16 protein-coding genes and 1 riboswitch are annotated in these 15,422 nt (G+C 57.9%); of the genes, 12 read left to right on the plus strand and 4 right to left on the minus strand.

All coding sequences use genetic code 11. The features are described from left to right. Window positions 1-11 precede the first annotated feature (11 nt). The 7 genes from KHU29_RS08965 to KHU29_RS08995 all read left to right on the plus strand — a co-directional run bounded on the left by KHU29_RS08965 (window position 12) and on the right by KHU29_RS08995 (window position 7,266). On the plus strand, window positions 12-710 hold the full coding sequence (locus tag KHU29_RS08965; RefSeq protein ID WP_211452462.1) for an HAD-IA family hydrolase: 699 nt from the start codon (window positions 12-14) through the stop codon (window positions 708-710). Between the two features lie 135 nt (window positions 711-845). After that, window positions 846-1,421 (plus strand): nucleoid occlusion factor SlmA, encoded by a 576-nt coding sequence (slmA, locus tag KHU29_RS08970; RefSeq protein ID WP_211452463.1) that lies wholly within the window; start codon window positions 846-848, stop codon window positions 1,419-1,421. Between the two features lie 121 nt (window positions 1,422-1,542). Then, entirely contained in the window at window positions 1,543-2,676 is a 1,134-nt protein-coding gene (locus tag KHU29_RS08975) for an ABC transporter substrate-binding protein (RefSeq protein WP_425514459.1), read from the plus strand. Between the two features lie 19 nt (window positions 2,677-2,695). Next, complete coding sequence (locus KHU29_RS08980; protein WP_211452465.1) at window positions 2,696-3,751, plus strand: branched-chain amino acid ABC transporter permease; 1,056 nt, start codon at window positions 2,696-2,698, stop codon at window positions 3,749-3,751. Beyond that, a complete protein-coding gene (locus tag KHU29_RS08985; protein WP_211452466.1) occupies window positions 3,751-5,562 on the plus strand; it encodes a branched-chain amino acid ABC transporter ATP-binding protein/permease in 1,812 nt (603 codons plus the stop codon). Before KHU29_RS08980 ends, KHU29_RS08985 begins: the two co-directional genes overlap by 1 nt. Then, window positions 5,555-6,328, plus strand: a complete 774-nt coding sequence (locus KHU29_RS08990) for an ABC transporter ATP-binding protein (protein WP_211452467.1) — start codon at window positions 5,555-5,557, stop codon at window positions 6,326-6,328. Before KHU29_RS08985 ends, KHU29_RS08990 begins: the two co-directional genes overlap by 8 nt. 94 nt (window positions 6,329-6,422) lie before the next feature. After that, a riboswitch (FMN riboswitch) is annotated at window positions 6,423-6,576 on the plus strand. A 153-nt stretch (window positions 6,577-6,729) separates the two neighbouring features. Continuing rightward, window positions 6,730-7,266, plus strand: coding sequence for a 6,7-dimethyl-8-ribityllumazine synthase (locus KHU29_RS08995; protein WP_211452468.1), 537 nt, complete (start codon window positions 6,730-6,732; stop codon window positions 7,264-7,266). A gap of 41 nt (window positions 7,267-7,307) precedes the next feature. Here the strand turns inward: KHU29_RS08995 and KHU29_RS09000 are convergent, their stop codons facing one another. The 4 genes from KHU29_RS09000 to gpmA form a co-directional block, all read right to left on the minus strand. Continuing rightward, entirely contained in the window at window positions 7,308-8,066 is a 759-nt protein-coding gene (locus KHU29_RS09000) for a HesA/MoeB/ThiF family protein (protein ID WP_211452469.1), read from the minus strand. Window positions 8,067-8,195: 129 nt separating this feature from the next. Continuing rightward, complete coding sequence (locus tag KHU29_RS09005; RefSeq protein WP_211452470.1) at window positions 8,196-9,707, minus strand: S41 family peptidase; 1,512 nt, start codon at window positions 9,705-9,707, stop codon at window positions 8,196-8,198. A 3-nt stretch (window positions 9,708-9,710) separates the two neighbouring features. Continuing rightward, the gene (locus tag KHU29_RS09010; RefSeq protein ID WP_211452530.1) at window positions 9,711-11,159 is read right to left on the minus strand and encodes a murein hydrolase activator EnvC family protein; all 1,449 of its coding nucleotides are present in this window, start codon (window positions 11,157-11,159) and stop codon (window positions 9,711-9,713) included. 80 nt (window positions 11,160-11,239) lie between these two features. Further along, a complete protein-coding gene (gene gpmA, locus KHU29_RS09015) occupies window positions 11,240-11,986 on the minus strand; it encodes a 2,3-diphosphoglycerate-dependent phosphoglycerate mutase (RefSeq protein ID WP_211452471.1) in 747 nt (248 codons plus the stop codon). Window positions 11,987-12,204: 218 nt separating this feature from the next. Between gpmA and KHU29_RS09020 the strand changes: the two genes are divergently transcribed. From KHU29_RS09020 to KHU29_RS09040, 5 genes are all read left to right on the plus strand, one after another. Continuing rightward, entirely contained in the window at window positions 12,205-12,606 is a 402-nt protein-coding gene (locus tag KHU29_RS09020) for a rhodanese-like domain-containing protein (protein ID WP_211452472.1), read from the plus strand. Window positions 12,607-12,683: 77 nt separating this feature from the next. Further along, window positions 12,684-12,947 (plus strand): glutaredoxin 3, encoded by a 264-nt coding sequence (gene grxC / locus KHU29_RS09025; protein WP_211452473.1) that lies wholly within the window; start codon window positions 12,684-12,686, stop codon window positions 12,945-12,947. A 170-nt stretch (window positions 12,948-13,117) separates the two neighbouring features. Beyond that, complete coding sequence (gene secB / locus KHU29_RS09030) at window positions 13,118-13,627, plus strand: protein-export chaperone SecB (protein ID WP_092433689.1); 510 nt, start codon at window positions 13,118-13,120, stop codon at window positions 13,625-13,627. 120 nt (window positions 13,628-13,747) lie between these two features. Continuing rightward, window positions 13,748-14,206: an SH3 domain-containing protein gene (locus KHU29_RS09035; protein ID WP_211452474.1), complete on the plus strand. Its 459-nt coding sequence runs from the start codon at window positions 13,748-13,750 to the stop codon at window positions 14,204-14,206. Window positions 14,207-14,323: 117 nt separating this feature from the next. Next, window positions 14,324-15,340 carry an NAD(P)H-dependent glycerol-3-phosphate dehydrogenase gene (locus tag KHU29_RS09040; RefSeq protein ID WP_211452531.1) on the plus strand — a complete coding sequence of 339 codons (1,017 nt, stop codon included), beginning with the start codon at window positions 14,324-14,326 and terminating at the stop codon, window positions 15,338-15,340. Window positions 15,341-15,422: the final 82 nt, after the last annotated feature.

The following is a 15,422-nucleotide window of genomic DNA, read 5'->3' on the forward strand; positions in this document are numbered from 1 at the left end:
TTCTCGGCACAATGGTAACGAATACTACAGCGCTCTGGCTGTTCGATCTGGACAATACCCTGCACAACGCATCGCACGCAATTTTCCCGGCGATTCACGACAATATGAACGCCTTCATGGCGCGCACCCTGGGCAGCGGCGGCGTCGATGCCGATGCCGCCACGGTCAATGCCGCCCGCGAGGCTTATTGGCGGCGCTACGGCGCGACCTTGCTGGGCCTGGTCAAGCATCATCAGGTGCGGCCCGAGGATTTCCTGCGCGAAGCGCACCGGTTTGACGATCTGCAGAGCATGATCCGGGCCGAGCGCGGTCTGATCAATTTGCTCAAGCGTCTACCGGGGCGGAAGATCCTGCTGACCAATGCACCGTTGCGTTACTCGGGCGACGTCATGCGCCACCTGCGCCTGCAGCGCCATTTCGGTAAACATATTTCAATCGAATCCATGCATGTCCACCGGCAGCTGCGGCCGAAACCGTCTCGCCACCTGTTGCGCCAGCTGCTGGCAAGGGAAAAAATCCCGGCGCGGCGCTGCATTTTAGTGGAAGACACGATTGCTACGCTCAAGGCGGCCAAATGGGTCGGTATGCGCACGGCTTGGGTCACGCAATACCTGGCTGACCAGTCAAATGTGATAAAGCGCCCCAAATACGTCGATGTCAAAGTAAAATCGGTGCGACAGCTAGCACGGAATCTGCACCGCTTGCGTTGAGGCGATTTGCTCACGAAGGGCAGAAAGCGGCGGGGAAGCCGCGCTGTAGTAACTGAATCACGCAACTGAAACAACTGAAGCCGCTTGAGCAGGGAGCAAGCGCAGTTTTTTTCCATCATTACTAAAATAAAAATCATGGCAACTACAAAACCCGGCGAGCGCAAACTCCAGATTCTGCAAACCTTGGCCACCATGCTGGAACAGCCCAAGGGCGAAAAGATCACCACCGCCGCGCTGGCGGCCAAGATCGAGGTATCGGAGGCGGCGCTGTATCGGCACTTCGCCAGCAAGGCGCAGATGTTCGAAGGCCTGATCGATTTTATCGAGAGCAGCGTCTTCGGCCTGGTCAACCAGATTACAGAACAACAGGAAAAAGGCTTGCATCAGGCACAGGCGATTGCACTGATGCTGCTCAATTTTGCCGAACGCAATCCAGGCATGACCCGGGTCATGATCGGCGATGCGCTGATCAATGAGGATGAGCGCTTGCAATTGCGCATGAATCAATTCGTCGACCGCATCGAACTGGCGTTGAAGCAGGCGCTGCGGATCGCCGCGTCGCAAGGGGAAGCGAATGAAGCGGAAACAGCGTTACGCGCCAACATACTGACCAGCTTCGTGCTGGGACGCTGGCAGCGCTTTGCCAAAAGCCGCTTCCAGCACAAGCCGGGCGAGGACGCCGCGCAACAAATTGCGTTGATGCTGGTTTGACTAACTGGCCAGCTAACTAATCGACTAACACCAAATCGATAGCTATCACTATCGATATCTTTAAAAAAATGGAGCAGATTCAATGAAAAAAACATGGTTGAGGACCACCCTTTCCGCAGTAATGACTGTCGCGCTGGTGGCCGCCTATGGCAGCGCCATCGCCCAGATCAAGGTCGGCGTGAGCGTTTCCGCTACCGGGCCCGCAGCCTCGCTGGGCATCCCGGAAAAAAATACCTTTGCTCTGCTGCCGAAAGAAATCGCTGGCCAGAAAGTGCAATACTTCGTGCTCGACGATGCCACCGACAGCACCACCGCCGTCAAGAATGCACGCAAGCTGATCAGTGAAGAAAAGGTCGACCTGTTGATCGGTTCGACCGCGGTCCCAGGTTCGCTGGCGATGAGCGATGTCGCCGCAGAGTCAGGCACGCCGATGATTTCGATGGCAGCTTCGGCTTCGCTGATCGAGCCGGTAGACGCCAAGCGCCGCTGGATTTTCAAGACGCCGCAAAACGATTCGCACATGGCGACCGCGATCATCGCCCATATGGCCGACGCCGGTATCAAGAGCGTGGCTTTTATCGGTTTCTCGGATGCCTATGGCGAAGGCTGGTATCGCGAATTTTCCAAGCTGGCCGAGCTGCGCAAGATCAAGATTGTCGCCAACGAACGCTTCGCTCGTAACGACACTTCGGTCACCGGGCAAGTGCTGAAGATGGTCAGCGCCAATCCTGACGCGATTCTGATCGCTGGCGCCGGAACCCCGGCAGCCCTGCCGCAAAAGACATTGAAAGAGCGCGGTTACAAAGGCAAGATTTATCAGACTCACGGTGTCGCCAACAACGACTTCCTGCGCGTCTGCGGCAAGGATTGCGAAGGCACCTTCCTGCCGGCCGGACCGTTGCTGGTAGCCGAGCAACTGCCGGACAGCAATCCTGTCAAGAAATCGGCCATGGCTTATCGCAGCGCCTACGAAAAGGCCTACGGCGTCGGTAGCATTTCAACCTTCGGCGGACACGCCTGGGATGCGGGCATGTTGCTCGGTGCCGCCGCACCGTCAGCGCTGAAAAAAGGACATCCGGGAACCTCGGAATTCCGCGCCGCGCTGCGCGACGCTATCGAAGCCATCAAGAATCTGCCGGTATCGCAAGGCATCGTGAACATGAGCCCGACCGATCACGTCGGTTTCGATCAGCGTTCGCGCGTGATGGTAGAGATCGTTAACGGCAAGTGGAAACTGATAGGCGCTGCGCAGTAGACGCAACACAGTAGAATCTATGGATCTTTCAATTGCCGCCATCCTGGCTCAGGATGGCATCACCAGCGGTGCCGTGTATGCACTGCTGGCACTGGCCCTGGTGCTGGTATTTTCGGTAACCCGTGTCATCTTTATCCCCCAGGGTGAATTCGTTGCCTTCGGCGCCTTGACACTGGCGGCGATCCAGGCCGATAAATTCCCGTTATCGGCAACGCTGCTGGTGACGCTTGGCATACTCAGTTTTGTCCAGGAAGCTGCGACCGTAGCGTTCGGCCACAACGGCGAAAGCCGCAAAATCCGGCGGATCGGCGTGGCGCTGCTGAAGTTCGTGCTGTTGCCTGTGGCGATCTATGCCGTCACTCGCTGGTACGGCCATGCCACCCTGGCGATGCCATTGCAAGTCCTGCTGACTCTGCTGATCGTGGTGCCGATGGGGCCGATGATTTATCGGTTGGCATTCCAGCCGCTGGCGGAAGCCAGCACACTGGTCTTGCTGATTGTATCGGTAGCGGTGCATTACGCTTTGATCGGCATCGGCCTGCTGATGTTTGGCGCCGAAGGTTCGCGCACCACGCCGTTTTCCGATGCGCGTTTCGAGATCGGCGGCTTGACCATTTCCGGCCAGAGCTGCGTGATCATCGTCGTCTCGCTGCTATTGATTGTTGCACTCTACCTCTACTTCGAGCGCACCTTGTCCGGCAAGGCTTTGCGCGCCACTGCCGTCAATCGGCTCGGTGCGCGCCTGGTCGGCATCGGTACCACGCAAGCAGGGCGCCTGGCATTCACGCTGGCCGCTGCATTGGGGGCATTGTGCGGCATCCTGATCGCGCCGTTGACCACCGTGTATTACGACAGCGGCTTCCTGATCGGCTTGAAAGGTTTTGTCGGCGCCATCATCGGTGGTCTCGGCAGCTATCCGATTGCCGCTGCCGGTGCTTTGCTGGTGGGTTTGCTGGAATCGTACTCCTCATTCTGGGCCAGCGCCTTCAAGGAAGTGATCGTGTTTACGCTGATCATCCCGGTGCTGTTATGGCGTTCGCTGACCAGCAAGCACATGGATGAGGAGGATCAGTGATGCCAAAATTCTCTTCTTTCTCCCTTCATAATTTGCCGTTGATTGGTTTCGTGGCGATTCTCGCCTTGCTGCCGATCTTGCCGACACCGGAATTCTGGATCACGCTGGCTAACTACATCGGGTTGTACGCGATTGTGGCGTTGGGGCTGGTACTGCTGACCGGAGTGGGTGGGCTGACTTCTTTCGGCCAGGCGGCTTTTGTCGGCCTGGGCGCCTATTCCACGGCATATCTGAGCACCCAGTTCGGACTGTCGCCCTGGCTAGGCTTGCTGGCCGGCTTGTGCGTGACGACGCTGGCGGCGCTGGCGATCGGTGCGATTACGATGCGCTTGTCCGGCCACTATCTGCCGCTCGGCACAATCGCCTGGGCGCTGTCGCTGTATTTCTTGTTCGGCAACCTGGAGTTCCTTGGCAAATACGATGGCTTGAACGGCATCCCTGCGCTTAACCTGTTTGGCATCGATCTCGATAGCGGCCGCAAGATGTTTTATCTGATTTGGGCGATCTTGCTGGTGGCGCTGATCGGGTTGCAGAATTTGTTGAACTCGCGTTCGGGCCGCGCTATCCGCGCACTCAACGGCGGCGCCGTGATGGCCGAAGCAATGGGCGTCAACACGACCTGGATAAAAGTGCTGATCTTTGTGCTGGCGGCATTGCTGGCCAGCGTCTCCGGCTGGTTGTATGCGCATCTGCAACGGTCGGTAAGTCCGACGCCGTTCGGCCTCAACGCCGGTATCGAATACTTGTTCATGGCGGTGGTGGGCGGCGCCGGTTATGTGTGGGGCGCGATTCTCGGGTCGGCATTGCTGACCCTGCTGAAGGATCAGTTGCAATCTCTGCTGCCGAAGCTGCTGGGCGCCAACGGTAATTTCGAAACCATTGTCTTCGGTATCCTGATGCTGTTGTTGCTACAGCGCGCACGCGACGGTTTGTGGCCGTATCTGCGCAGATGGATGCCAGGCAAGCCGACAGCGCTGGCACCGCAAACGGCTGCAGCATTGCCTATCCGAGCAAGGCATGCGGATGCCGACGTGGTGCTGGAAATCGAAAGCGCGCGTAAGGAATTCGGCGGCCTGGTGGCGGTCAACGACATGAGCTTTAGCGTCAGGGCGGGAGAAATCGTCGGCTTGATCGGTCCCAATGGCGCCGGAAAATCGACCATGTTCAATCTGGTGACGGGCGTCCTGCCGTTGACCAGCGGCTCGATCAAATTCCGTGCGCAGAGTGAATTGCAGCGCATCTCCGGATTGCCGTCACGCCAGATCGTCGCGCGCGGCATCGCCCGCACCTTCCAGCATGTGCGGCTGATGAGCAGTATGACGGTGCTTGAAAACGTCGCCATCGGCGCGCATCTGCGGGATCATCGCAACGATGTGATCGGCATTGCGCGCAGCCTGTTGCGGCTCAATCGCAGTGAAGAACAGACTTTGCTGTTTGAAGCGAAAAAACAATTGGAGCGCGTCGGACTCGGGCATTTGCTGTATGAAGAGGCCGGCAGCCTGGCGCTCGGCCAGCAGCGGATTCTGGAAATCGCCCGCGCACTGTGCTGTGATCCGACCCTGCTGTTACTGGATGAGCCGGCGGCGGGTTTGCGTTATCAAGAGAAGCTGGCGCTGGCCGAATTGCTGCGCAAGCTGAAGGCGGAAGGGATGAGCATTTTGCTGGTAGAGCACGATATGGATTTTGTCATGAACCTGACGGACCATCTGGTGGTGATGGAATTCGGCAGCAAGATCGCACAAGGCTTGCCGGCCGAAATACAACAAGACCCGGCGGTGCTGGAAGCCTATCTGGGAGGCATCGATGAATAATTCTGCTGCCATTCCAGCGCCGGTGCTCGATGTGGTTGACTTGCATGTTGCTTACGGCAAGGTCGAGGCTTTGCATGGCGCTAACTTGCGGGTTGGCGCCGGTCAGATAGTGACCGTGATCGGCCCCAACGGCGCCGGCAAATCGACGATGCTGAATGCGATCGCCGGCACGATGAACAACAACGCGAACAACGGCAGCGTGCGCGGCAAGGTCAGCTTGCTGGATCAGGATCTCGACGGCGTAGCGATCGAAACACGGGTTGCGCGCGGCATGTGCCTGGTGCCGGAAACGCGTGAACTGTTTGCCAGCATGACGGTACAAGACAATTTACTGCTGGGCAGCTACCGCCGTTACAAAGCCGGCGACCGCGCTTATGCCGATCAGATGGCGGTGGTGTACGACTTGTTCCCGCGCTTGCAGGAACGGCGCAAGCAGCAGGCCGGCAGCCTGTCCGGCGGCGAACGGCAAATGCTGGCGCTTGGAAGGGCGTTGATGGCCAAGCCGCAATTGCTGATGCTGGACGAGCCTAGCCTCGGCCTGGCGCCGCTGATCGTGAAAGAGATATTCCACATCATCGTGCGCTTGAAACAGACCGGCGTAGCCATCTTGCTGGTTGAGCAAAACGCGCGCGCCGCTTTGCAGGCTGCCGACTATGCCTATGTGCTGGAAACCGGCGATATGGTGCTGCAGGGGCCGGCTGCAGAGTTGGCACACGATCCTAAAGTGATCGATACCTATCTCGGACTGGCGAAGAAAGCCGGTTGAGGCTGCACTGCCGGGATTTGGGCGGCTTCTGCAGCGCCGTCGCTTCTGTGATAAATTCTCTGCTCGCTCAGTAAATCAAGTAGTAAATTGAGTGATACGTTCTCAGGGCGGGGTGCGATTCCCCACCGGCGGTAATTGCGTGCAATGCGCATAGCCCGCGAGCGCTTGTTGCGGTATCCGCGGCAAGGTCAGCAGACCCGGTGTGATCCCGGGGCCGACGGTATAGTCCGGATAAAGAGAGAACAGGTTGCGCAGTAGTTGTCAGGAATTGATCAGTGTCTTCTGCTGAGGCAGCGGCAGCGCCGTTGCTATCGGCCGGCGATGCCGATGGATTCCGTATAAATTCTCGCTTCCTTTCGATCCGACACGCCCTGTTTTATTTTCTAAACAGGAGTCTTCAAATGCAACAGCAGCACAATCAAGCAGTCGATATCAAAACAAAAACGCCTGGCGCCGCAGCCGGTGAGCGCATCGCTTTCATCCAGGCCGGCTGGCATCGCGACATCGTGGATCAGTGCCGGATCGGCTTCATTGCCGAAATCGCCAAAGCCGGCTATGCCGAGCAAGACATCGATTTCTTCGAAGTCGCCGGCGCCTTCGAGATTCCCCTGCATGCCAAATTGCTGGCCAACAGCGGCCGATACGCTGCTGTCGTGGCTACCGGGCTGGTGGTGGACGGCGGTATCTATCGCCATGAATTCGTGGCGCAGGCGGTGATTAACGCTTTGATGCTGGTACAACTGGAAACCTCCGTGCCGGTGTTGTCAGCGGTATTGACCCCGCATCATTTCCACGCCGGTGAAGAACATCAGAAATACTTCTTCGAGCATTTCCTGGTGAAGGGTGCCGAGGCTGCCCGCGCTTGTGCGGACGTCATCCAGAAATTACGGGTTTTGAAAGCTGTGCCGCCTGCTGTGCGTGCTTTGCATAGCGCCTGACGGTAGTTGGGTATTTGGTCCCCGCCAGTGCGGGGATCTATTTAAGCGCAGTCGTGCTTCCCGCATACCGGGCAAGCGGCATCGCGGGCGACGCCGATACGGGTCCATTCCATGCTGCGTGCATCCAGCATCAGCAGGAATCCGGACAATGAAGTACCAATGCCGGCAATCAGCTTGAGCGCTTCCGCTGCCTGCATGCTGCCGATGATACCGACCAGCGGCGCGAACACACCCATGGTGGAGCAGGCAATTTCTTCGAACTCGCGGTCTGGCGGAAACAGGCAGGCATAGCAGGGCGAGCTGGCGTCGCGGGAATCGAATACGCTGATCTGGCCGTCGAACCGGATCGCCGCACCGGAGACCAATGGCACCTGATGCGCGACACAGGCCCGGTTGATTGCCTGCCGCGTTGCGAAGTTGTCGCTGCAGTCGATGACCACATCGGCGTCGCTGATCAACTGAGCGAGGCGCGCTGCGTCAGCACGCTCGGCTAATGCGATGACCTGGATATCCGGATTGATTTGCGTCATCGCGGTTTTGCCGGAGGCGACCTTGGCCTGGCCGACGCGCTCGCTGGTATGCAGGATTTGCCGTTGCAGATTGGTGAGGTCGACGCTGTCGTTATCCACCAGCGTGATGCGGCCGACGCCGGCCGACGCCAGATACATCGCCACCGGCGAGCCGAGGCCGCCGGCGCCGATGATCAGCGCATGCGCCGCCAGAAATTTTTCCTGGCCGTCTATGTCGATATCATCAAGCAGGATGTGGCGCGAATAGCGGAGTAATTGCTGGTCGTTCATAGGACGCTGTCAAATAGATAAAACTATATTCCGAAAATTTCACCGCGACGTCAAGCAAGCGCCCGGGGCCATAACGCGGGGACAAAAAAAGGCCGCATCGCTGCGGCCTTAGTGTAGCGTGAAAAACGATTATTTTTTCTCGTTCTTCATCAGGTCCTTCTTGATGACGCCGTCCTCGGCTGGCACTGGCTTGTCATCTTTGGTTGCTTTGTCGTCCTTGTCGGTTTCCGAGCGGATTTCCGGTTTCACCTTGGACACTTGCACCGGCAGGCCCTTCAACTGGTTCAGCGCCTGTGCCAGCTGGAAATCGTCCTTGCTACCGAATTCCAATGGCTTGCGCTTCTTTTCGGCTGCGGCAATGCGCTGCGCTTCTTCCAGTTCGTCGACCTTAGGCGTAGTCACTTCAGGGCGCTTGTCGGTATCGTTGCTCAGATGCTTGGTAAGGTCGGCTTCGCGCAGGCGCAGGCCGTTCAAGCCGTCACCGTCGGCATATTCATCCACCATCACATCCGGCACGATACCTCTGGCTTGAATCGAGCGGCCGTTCGGCGTGTAGTAACGGGCGGTGGTCAGCTTGACCGCGGTGTTGCGGTCCGGCGGCAAGGCGATTACCGACTGTACCGAGCCCTTGCCGAAGGTTTGCGTGCCCATGATGGTGGCGCGCTTATAGTCTTGCAAGGCGCCGGCCACGATTTCCGACGCCGAGGCGGAACCGGTGTTGACCAATACCACCATCGGTACTTTCTTCAACGCTTCAGGCAGGCGCGCCAGCGGGTCATTGCCGGGATTGGCGTAGTACTCGCGTTTGGCGTAGAACGAAGCCTTCGAGCTTGGCAACTGGCCGTTGGTGGTGACCACTACCGAATCCTTGGGCAGGAATGCGGCAGAAACGCCGATCGCGCCCGGCAATACGCCGCCCGGATCGTTACGCAGGTCCAGCACCAGACCCTTCAGGTTCGGTTCTTGCGCATAAATGGTGGCAATTTTCTTTGCCATGTCGTCGACCGTCGGTTCCTGAAACTGGGTCACGCGCAACCACGCGTAACCTGGTTCAATCACTTTCGCCTTCACGCTTTGGACGCGGATTTCCTGGCGCGTGATGCTGAAGATCAACGGCTTGTCTTCATTCTTGCGGGTGATGGTCAGGGTGATCTTGGTGTTAGGCTCGCCGCGCATGCGCTTGACCGCCTGGTCCAGCGTCAGGCCCTTGACCGGGGTAGCGTCGAGGCGGGTGATCAGATCGCCCGATTTGATGCCGGCGCGATAGGCCGGGGAATCCTCGATCGGCGTTACCACCTTGATGTAACCCTCTTCCATGCCGACTTCGATCCCCAAGCCTACAAATTTACCTTGGGTGCTTTCGCGCAACTCTTTGTAGGCCTTCTTGTCCAGATAGGCTGAATGCGGGTCGAGCGAGGCTACCATGCCGGAAATGGCTTCGGTCAGCAGTTTTTTGTCGTCGGCCGGTTCGACATAATCGGACTTGATCAGGCCGAAAACATCGGCCAGTTGCCGCAGTTCCTCCAGCGGCAATGGCGCCGCAGCGCTTTTTTGCGCAATCGCATCGAACTGGATGGAGGCGCCTATCCCTGCAATGACGCCTAAGCTGATTAGACCGATATTCTTGAGTTTACTGCCCATGTTTCACCTAGTAGTTACCCATCCGAGTGGGTCAAACGCACGGCCTTGATGCCGAATTTCAAAGTATAAACCTGATTGTTCATTGCCGCCGCTGTTGCCGGCGCTGGCAATCACGTCGCCGGTTTTGACCGCATCTCCGGGACGTTTCAATAATGCCTGATTATTACCGTAAATTGTCATGTACTGGTTGCCATGATCGACAATGATCAGGTTGCCGAAGCCGCGCAGCCAGTCGGCAAAGACTACCCGGCCGGCGGCAACCGCTTTCACTTCGCTACCTTCCGGGGTACGGATAAACAAGCCTTTCCAGCTCGGGCCGTCGCCTCGCTTGCTGCCAAAGCGTGCCATGACGTCGCCGCGCACCGGCAGCCTGAGCTGGCCGCGCAGGGAGTCGAACGGCTTGCCGTAGACGCTGTCGGCTTGCGGGGTCAGCTCGTTGCGGGCCAGCGGCGCCGGCGGCGTTGCTGCGGCCGGAGGCGGCTGATCGTCGTCGATTGCATCTGGATTCGGTACTTTCGGTGCGGCCGGGCCAGGTCCCGCCAGGTTAGGCTTCGCCTGGTTATCGGTGGCGGGTGGCTTCCTGGCTTGGGCCGCGCGTTGCTGCTCAAGCTGGCGCTGGCGTTCAAGCGCTGCCTGGGCCTTGGCTTGCGCCTGAGCCAGTTGCTGCTGACGCAATTTCTCGCGGGCCGCAGCCGCTGCTGCATCGGCTTTCTTTTGCGTTTCGATCAGTTGCGCCAGCTTGTCGACCAGGCCTGACAGGCGCTGATCGTCGCGTTGGATATTGCCGGCTTCCTTGCGCTGGCTGGCTAGTTTGCTGGAAAGCTGGGTCAGCAGGGTGGCGCGCTTGGCCTTTTCTTTTTCCAGCAGAGTCTTTTGATCGCGCTGCTCCTGGGCAATTTCGTCCAGGTCATCCTTGGCTTCCTGGGCCTCGGTCTGGTTGGCTTCCACTGCGGCAAGATTGGCACGTAGCGCTTCTAGCAGCTTGACTTGCGCCTGCGATACATAGCCCATGTATTGCAGATCGCGATTGATGCGATTCGGGTTGTCGCCCGACAGCAGCAGCTTGATGCGGTCTTCGTTGCCGGCAACGTATTGCTGGCGCAGCAAGTTAGCTAGCTGCGTTTGCTGCAAAGCCACGGTTTTGCTCAAGTCATCGTGCTGCTTCGCCAGTTTGGCCAGTCTGGCTTCGGTTTGCTGTTGTTCTGCGCCGAGATCGCGCAAAGAGCGGGTAGCCTTGGAGACCGCCGCTTCGGAGTCTGCCAAGGCGTCGCTGGCACTGTCTTTCTCGGTTTCAGTCTGGCTGATGTCGCGCTTGAGGTTGTCCAGTTTCTGGCGCAAGTCGGCGCGCTGCGCTTCGGCCGCTTGCTTTTGCTTGCTGCGTTCAGTGATTTTGGGGGCGGCGTTGGCGCCCGCCGGCAGCGCTGCAGCCAGCAAAAGCACCAGCGCCAACAGCCACGCTGATGGCGCTCGGCCAATGGCGTGACTGGATTTACTAAAGGTCAGGAGCTTCAGGAGCCTACCCAGCGAGATATTTATTTCGCTTTCCCCTGGCTGGCGACGGCGCTCATTGCCGCGGCTATCGCTGCCTGGTCGCCAAGGTAATAGCTCTTGATCGGCTTCAGATCGGCGTCCAGTTCATAGACCAGTGGCTGGCCGTTGGGAATGTTGAGGCCGACGATATCCTGGTCGCTGATGCCGTCCAGCATTTTGATCAGGGCGCGCAAGCTATTGCCGTGGGCCGAGATGATGATGCGCTTGCCGCTGCGGATGGCCGGTGCGATTTCATCATTCCAAAATGGCAACACGCGCGCCACCGTATCTTTCAGGCATTCGGTCAGCGGGATTTCTTCGCGCTTCAAGCCGGCATAGCGCGGATCGTTATAGGAAGTGCGCGGATCGTCTGCGTCCAGCGGCATCGGCGGCGTGTCGTAGCTGCGGCGCCACACCATGACCTGTTCATCACCATACTTGGCAGCGGTTTCCGCCTTGTTCAAGCCTTGCAGAGCGCCATAGTGGCGTTCGTTGAGGCGCCAGTGGTGCCGGACCGGCAGCCACATCAGGTCCATCTCGTCGAGCGTGCCCCACAGGGTGCGGATGGCACGCTTCAATACGGAAGTGTAAGCCAGGTCGAAAGTGAAGCCGGCTTGTTGCAGGAGCTGGCCGGCCTGACGGGCTTCGGCCACGCCTTTTTCGGTCAGGTCGACATCGACCCAGCCGGTGAAGCGGTTAGCCAGGTTCCAGGTGGATTCGCCGTGGCGCATTAGTACGATTTTGTACATGGTAAGTTTGCAATTTGCTAAGAGTGAGAAATCTGTTGTCCGCCATTGGAATTCAGCTAAGGGCTCCCCATTTACGCGACTCTGACGCGACTATAAGGTAAATGCGGGGCGCAAAGGTTTTAAAGGTTTTAAGTTTTTGTAAGGGACCTGATACGAATTGAATGGCGCCACAGCTTCTATTTTATAATGGCGGGATTAACTAATACCATTGGATCCCTGTGAAATTCTTGATTGATAACATTTTTCTGCTTGCAGTAGCAATTTTATCGGGTGGCGCGCTGCTGCTGCCTTTGTTGCAAAAGCGTGGTAACCGGGTCTCGACCTTGCAGGCTACCCAGCTGATTAACCAGGGTAAAACACTGGTGCTGGATGTCCGCGACAGCGCTGCTTTTGCCGCCGCTCACCTGATCGATGCCAAAAATATTCCCTTGAAAGACTTGCCGCAGCGCATGGCTGAGCTGGACAAGTTTAAAGCAAAGAACGTTTTGGTAGTGTGCCAGACCGGTAGCCAGTCGGCCAAAGCCGTTGCGCAACTGGGGCAGGCCGGCTTCACCCAGGCTTATAACCTGGAGGGCGGTATTGCCGCCTGGCAGACCCAGGGGTTGCCTACCGTCAAATGACGTAGCCGGGATCCATAGTCAAATAGTACAGCCGGGATCCATGGCAAGATCCGGCCAGTACAGTACAAGGAACAATCATGACCGCCCAAGTAGTAATGTATAGCACCGCTGTGTGCCCGTATTGCATTCGCGCCGAGCAATTGCTGAAGGCAAAAGGCGTGGAAAATATCGAAAAAATCCGGATTGATCTCGATCCGGCGCAGCGTGACACGATGATGCAAAAGACCGGACGCCGCACGGTGCCGCAAATTTATATCGGCGAAACCCATGTTGGCGGTTTTGACGACTTGCATGCGCTCGATCGTGATGGCAAGCTTGAGCCCCTGCTAGGAAGTGTCTGATAAGTGCCTGATTTTCGGCTGCCGGGTTTCCGCAACTAATCCTTGGCTACTGATTTTTGTCAATTCGCCCGCGATTCAGGTATTGTTGCAGACTGTCCTAGCGACCCTGAAAAACCGGCCAGATGGCAGTGTTTGTTATTTGGCTAATTTAAATTAACTGAAAGAGTGTCATGGCTGAAGAGAATCAACAAGTTGAACAACCACAACCGGTGTTCCAGATTCAACGCGTTTACCTGAAAGATTTGTCGCTTGAGCAACCGAATTCGCCGGCCATTTTCCTCGAGCAAGATGCTCCGCAAATCGAAGTAGCGGTTGATGTCGGCGCTGAAGCGCTGGCCGAAGGCATTTTCGAGTCGACCGTTACGGTTACCGTCACCGCCAAGGTGAAAGACAAGGTAGCGTTCCTGGTTGAAGGCAAGCAAGCCGGTATTTTCGAGTTGCGCAACATCCCGACCGAACAACTGGATCCATTGCTCGGCATCGGCTGCCCGAACATCGTTTATCCTTATCTGCGCGCCAATCTGGCAGACGCTATCACCCGTGCTGGTTTCCCGCCGATTCACCTGGCCGAAATCAACTTTGAAGTGTTCTACCAACAACGTCTGCAAGCACTGGCCGAGCAAGCGCAAAAGGGCAGTGGCGACAGCATCGCGGTTGACGGTACTACAGCGATTAATTAATTTCGCACAGCAAGCAGGGTGGATCGACGGTGTTTTGCCTTGCCTGGCGTCAAATAAATGGCGGCGGGCGTGAACGGCGCTGTCCACCCTGGACGTTTTACCGCAACTGGAGAGCAATAGATGAATTTTGCACGCGTAGCGGGTTCTACCGCTTTGTTGCTGGCAAGCTTGCTCGGTGTCGCCGGTTCTGCCCACGCACTTGACTTCAAGTCGGTCGGTGCGGCGCCGGTGGTGCTATACGATGCGCCATCTGAAAAAGGCCGGCGGGTAGCGGTTGCCCCGCGTGGCATGCCGGTCGAAGTAGTGTTGACTTACGGCGAATGGACCAAGGTGCGTGACGCCAGCGGCGATTTGTCGTGGTTGCAGTCCAAGGGCCTGGTCGCCAAGCGCAATCTGCAAGTCAGCGTCGCCAACGCCAAGATCCGGGCTAATCCGGACGATACATCTGCCGTCGCATTTACTGCCGACAAGGGTGTGTTGCTGGAACTGGTTGATCCGGTAGCATCGGGCTGGGCCAAGGTACGTCATCGCGATGGCCAGACCGGCTATGTGAAGGCGACCGAAGTATGGGGCGACTAAAAGGGCGACCAAGTTTTGCCTCGCCGATTTTTGTTTTACTCGTTTTTACACGTTTGATAGCCGCCTGTGCCCACTGAATCCACCGTCCCATCCATGCATTCATCCGTGCATCCAGCCATGAATGTCACCGTGCTCGGCGCCGGCGCCTGGGGTACCGCGCTGGCGATTGCATTGGCGCAGCGCCACAATGTGCTGCTATGGGGACGTAATCCGGAGACTATGGCAGCGGCAGCTGCGCAGCGCGAAAACGCTGCGTACCTCCCCGGTTTTGCCTTGCCCGACATGCTGACTGTCAGCGCCGATTTTGCGCAGGCAGTCGCACACGTGACTACCGAGGCCAAGGCGAGCCAGAGGGAAGCATTGCTGATTGTCGCTTCGTCAGTTGCGGGTTTGCGCGAACTGGCCCTGCAACTGAAGGCTTTCCCTATCCCGAATATCGTCTGGCTGTGCAAGGGTTTCGAAGAAAACACCCGTTTGCTGCCGCATCAGATTGTGCGCCAGGTGCTAGGCGATGCGATTCCGGCTGCGGCGTTGTCCGGTCCGTCTTTTGCGCAGGAGGTCGCGCGCGGCTTGCCTTGCGCCTTGTCGGTGGCCAGCGTTCACGCGGGACTGTGCGAGCAGGTGGTGGCAGCGGTTCACGGCGGTAATATCAGAGTTTATTCCACTGACGACCTGGTCGGCGTCGAAGTCGGCGGTGCGGTCAAGAATATCCTGGCGATTGCCACCGGCGTCGCCGACGGCCTTGGCCTCGGCTTGAATGCGCGGGCAGCCTTGATTACCCGCGGCCTGGCAGAAATTACCCGGCTTGGCGTCGCTCTCGGCGGCCGCAGCGAAACCTTCATGGGCTTATCCGGCGTCGGCGATTTGATCTTGACCTGTACCGGCGATCTGTCACGCAATCGCAGGGTAGGGTTAGGCCTGGCGCAAGGCAAACCGCTGGCCTCCATCGTGACTGAACTCGGCCATGTCGCCGAAGGAGTGCGTTGTGCCGCTGCCGTGCGCGCCTTGGCGCAGGAGTGCGGGGTTGAGATGCCGATCACTAACGCGGTGGCCGGGGTCTTGTTCGACGGTGATTCGCTGCGGACGGTGATGGAACTGCTGTTGTCGCGCAATCCGCGTGAAGAGGCTGTTTGAATCGGCTATCTGAATCATCCGATGGACCAACGCGGTCTGCAAGCTGTTTTATGCGTCGTTTGCAATCCATTCACGAATTAAT

The sequence above is a fragment of the Collimonas antrihumi genome (assembly GCF_018304965.1).
In the GTDB taxonomy this organism is placed as follows: Bacteria; Pseudomonadota; Gammaproteobacteria; order Burkholderiales; family Burkholderiaceae_D; genus Collimonas; species Collimonas antrihumi.

Excerpts from the sequence above, each read along its gene's own strand:
- KHU29_RS08980 (WP_211452465.1), top strand. The coding sequence starts at position 2,696 with ATGGATCTTTCAATTGCCGCCATCCTGGCTCAGGATGGCATCACCAGC.
- KHU29_RS08990 (WP_211452467.1), top strand. The coding sequence starts at position 5,555 with ATGAATAATTCTGCTGCCATTCCAGCGCCGGTGCTCGATGTGGTTGAC.
- KHU29_RS08985 (WP_211452466.1), top strand. The coding sequence starts at position 3,751 with ATGCCAAAATTCTCTTCTTTCTCCCTTCATAATTTGCCGTTGATTGGT.
- KHU29_RS09040 (WP_211452531.1), top strand. The coding sequence starts at position 14,324 with ATGAATGTCACCGTGCTCGGCGCCGGCGCCTGGGGTACCGCGCTGGCG.
- slmA (WP_211452463.1), top strand. The coding sequence starts at position 846 with ATGGCAACTACAAAACCCGGCGAGCGCAAACTCCAGATTCTGCAAACC.
- KHU29_RS09000 (WP_211452469.1), bottom strand. The coding sequence starts at position 8,066 with ATGAACGACCAGCAATTACTCCGCTATTCGCGCCACATCCTGCTTGAT.
- KHU29_RS09035 (WP_211452474.1), top strand. The coding sequence starts at position 13,748 with ATGAATTTTGCACGCGTAGCGGGTTCTACCGCTTTGTTGCTGGCAAGC.
- gpmA (WP_211452471.1), bottom strand. The coding sequence starts at position 11,986 with ATGTACAAAATCGTACTAATGCGCCACGGCGAATCCACCTGGAACCTG.
- KHU29_RS08995 (WP_211452468.1), top strand. The coding sequence starts at position 6,730 with ATGCAACAGCAGCACAATCAAGCAGTCGATATCAAAACAAAAACGCCT.
- KHU29_RS09005 (WP_211452470.1), bottom strand. The coding sequence starts at position 9,707 with ATGGGCAGTAAACTCAAGAATATCGGTCTAATCAGCTTAGGCGTCATT.
- KHU29_RS08975 (WP_425514459.1), top strand. The coding sequence starts at position 1,543 with ATGACTGTCGCGCTGGTGGCCGCCTATGGCAGCGCCATCGCCCAGATC.
- grxC (WP_211452473.1), top strand. The coding sequence starts at position 12,684 with ATGACCGCCCAAGTAGTAATGTATAGCACCGCTGTGTGCCCGTATTGC.
- KHU29_RS08965 (WP_211452462.1), top strand. The coding sequence starts at position 12 with ATGGTAACGAATACTACAGCGCTCTGGCTGTTCGATCTGGACAATACC.
- secB (WP_092433689.1), top strand. The coding sequence starts at position 13,118 with ATGGCTGAAGAGAATCAACAAGTTGAACAACCACAACCGGTGTTCCAG.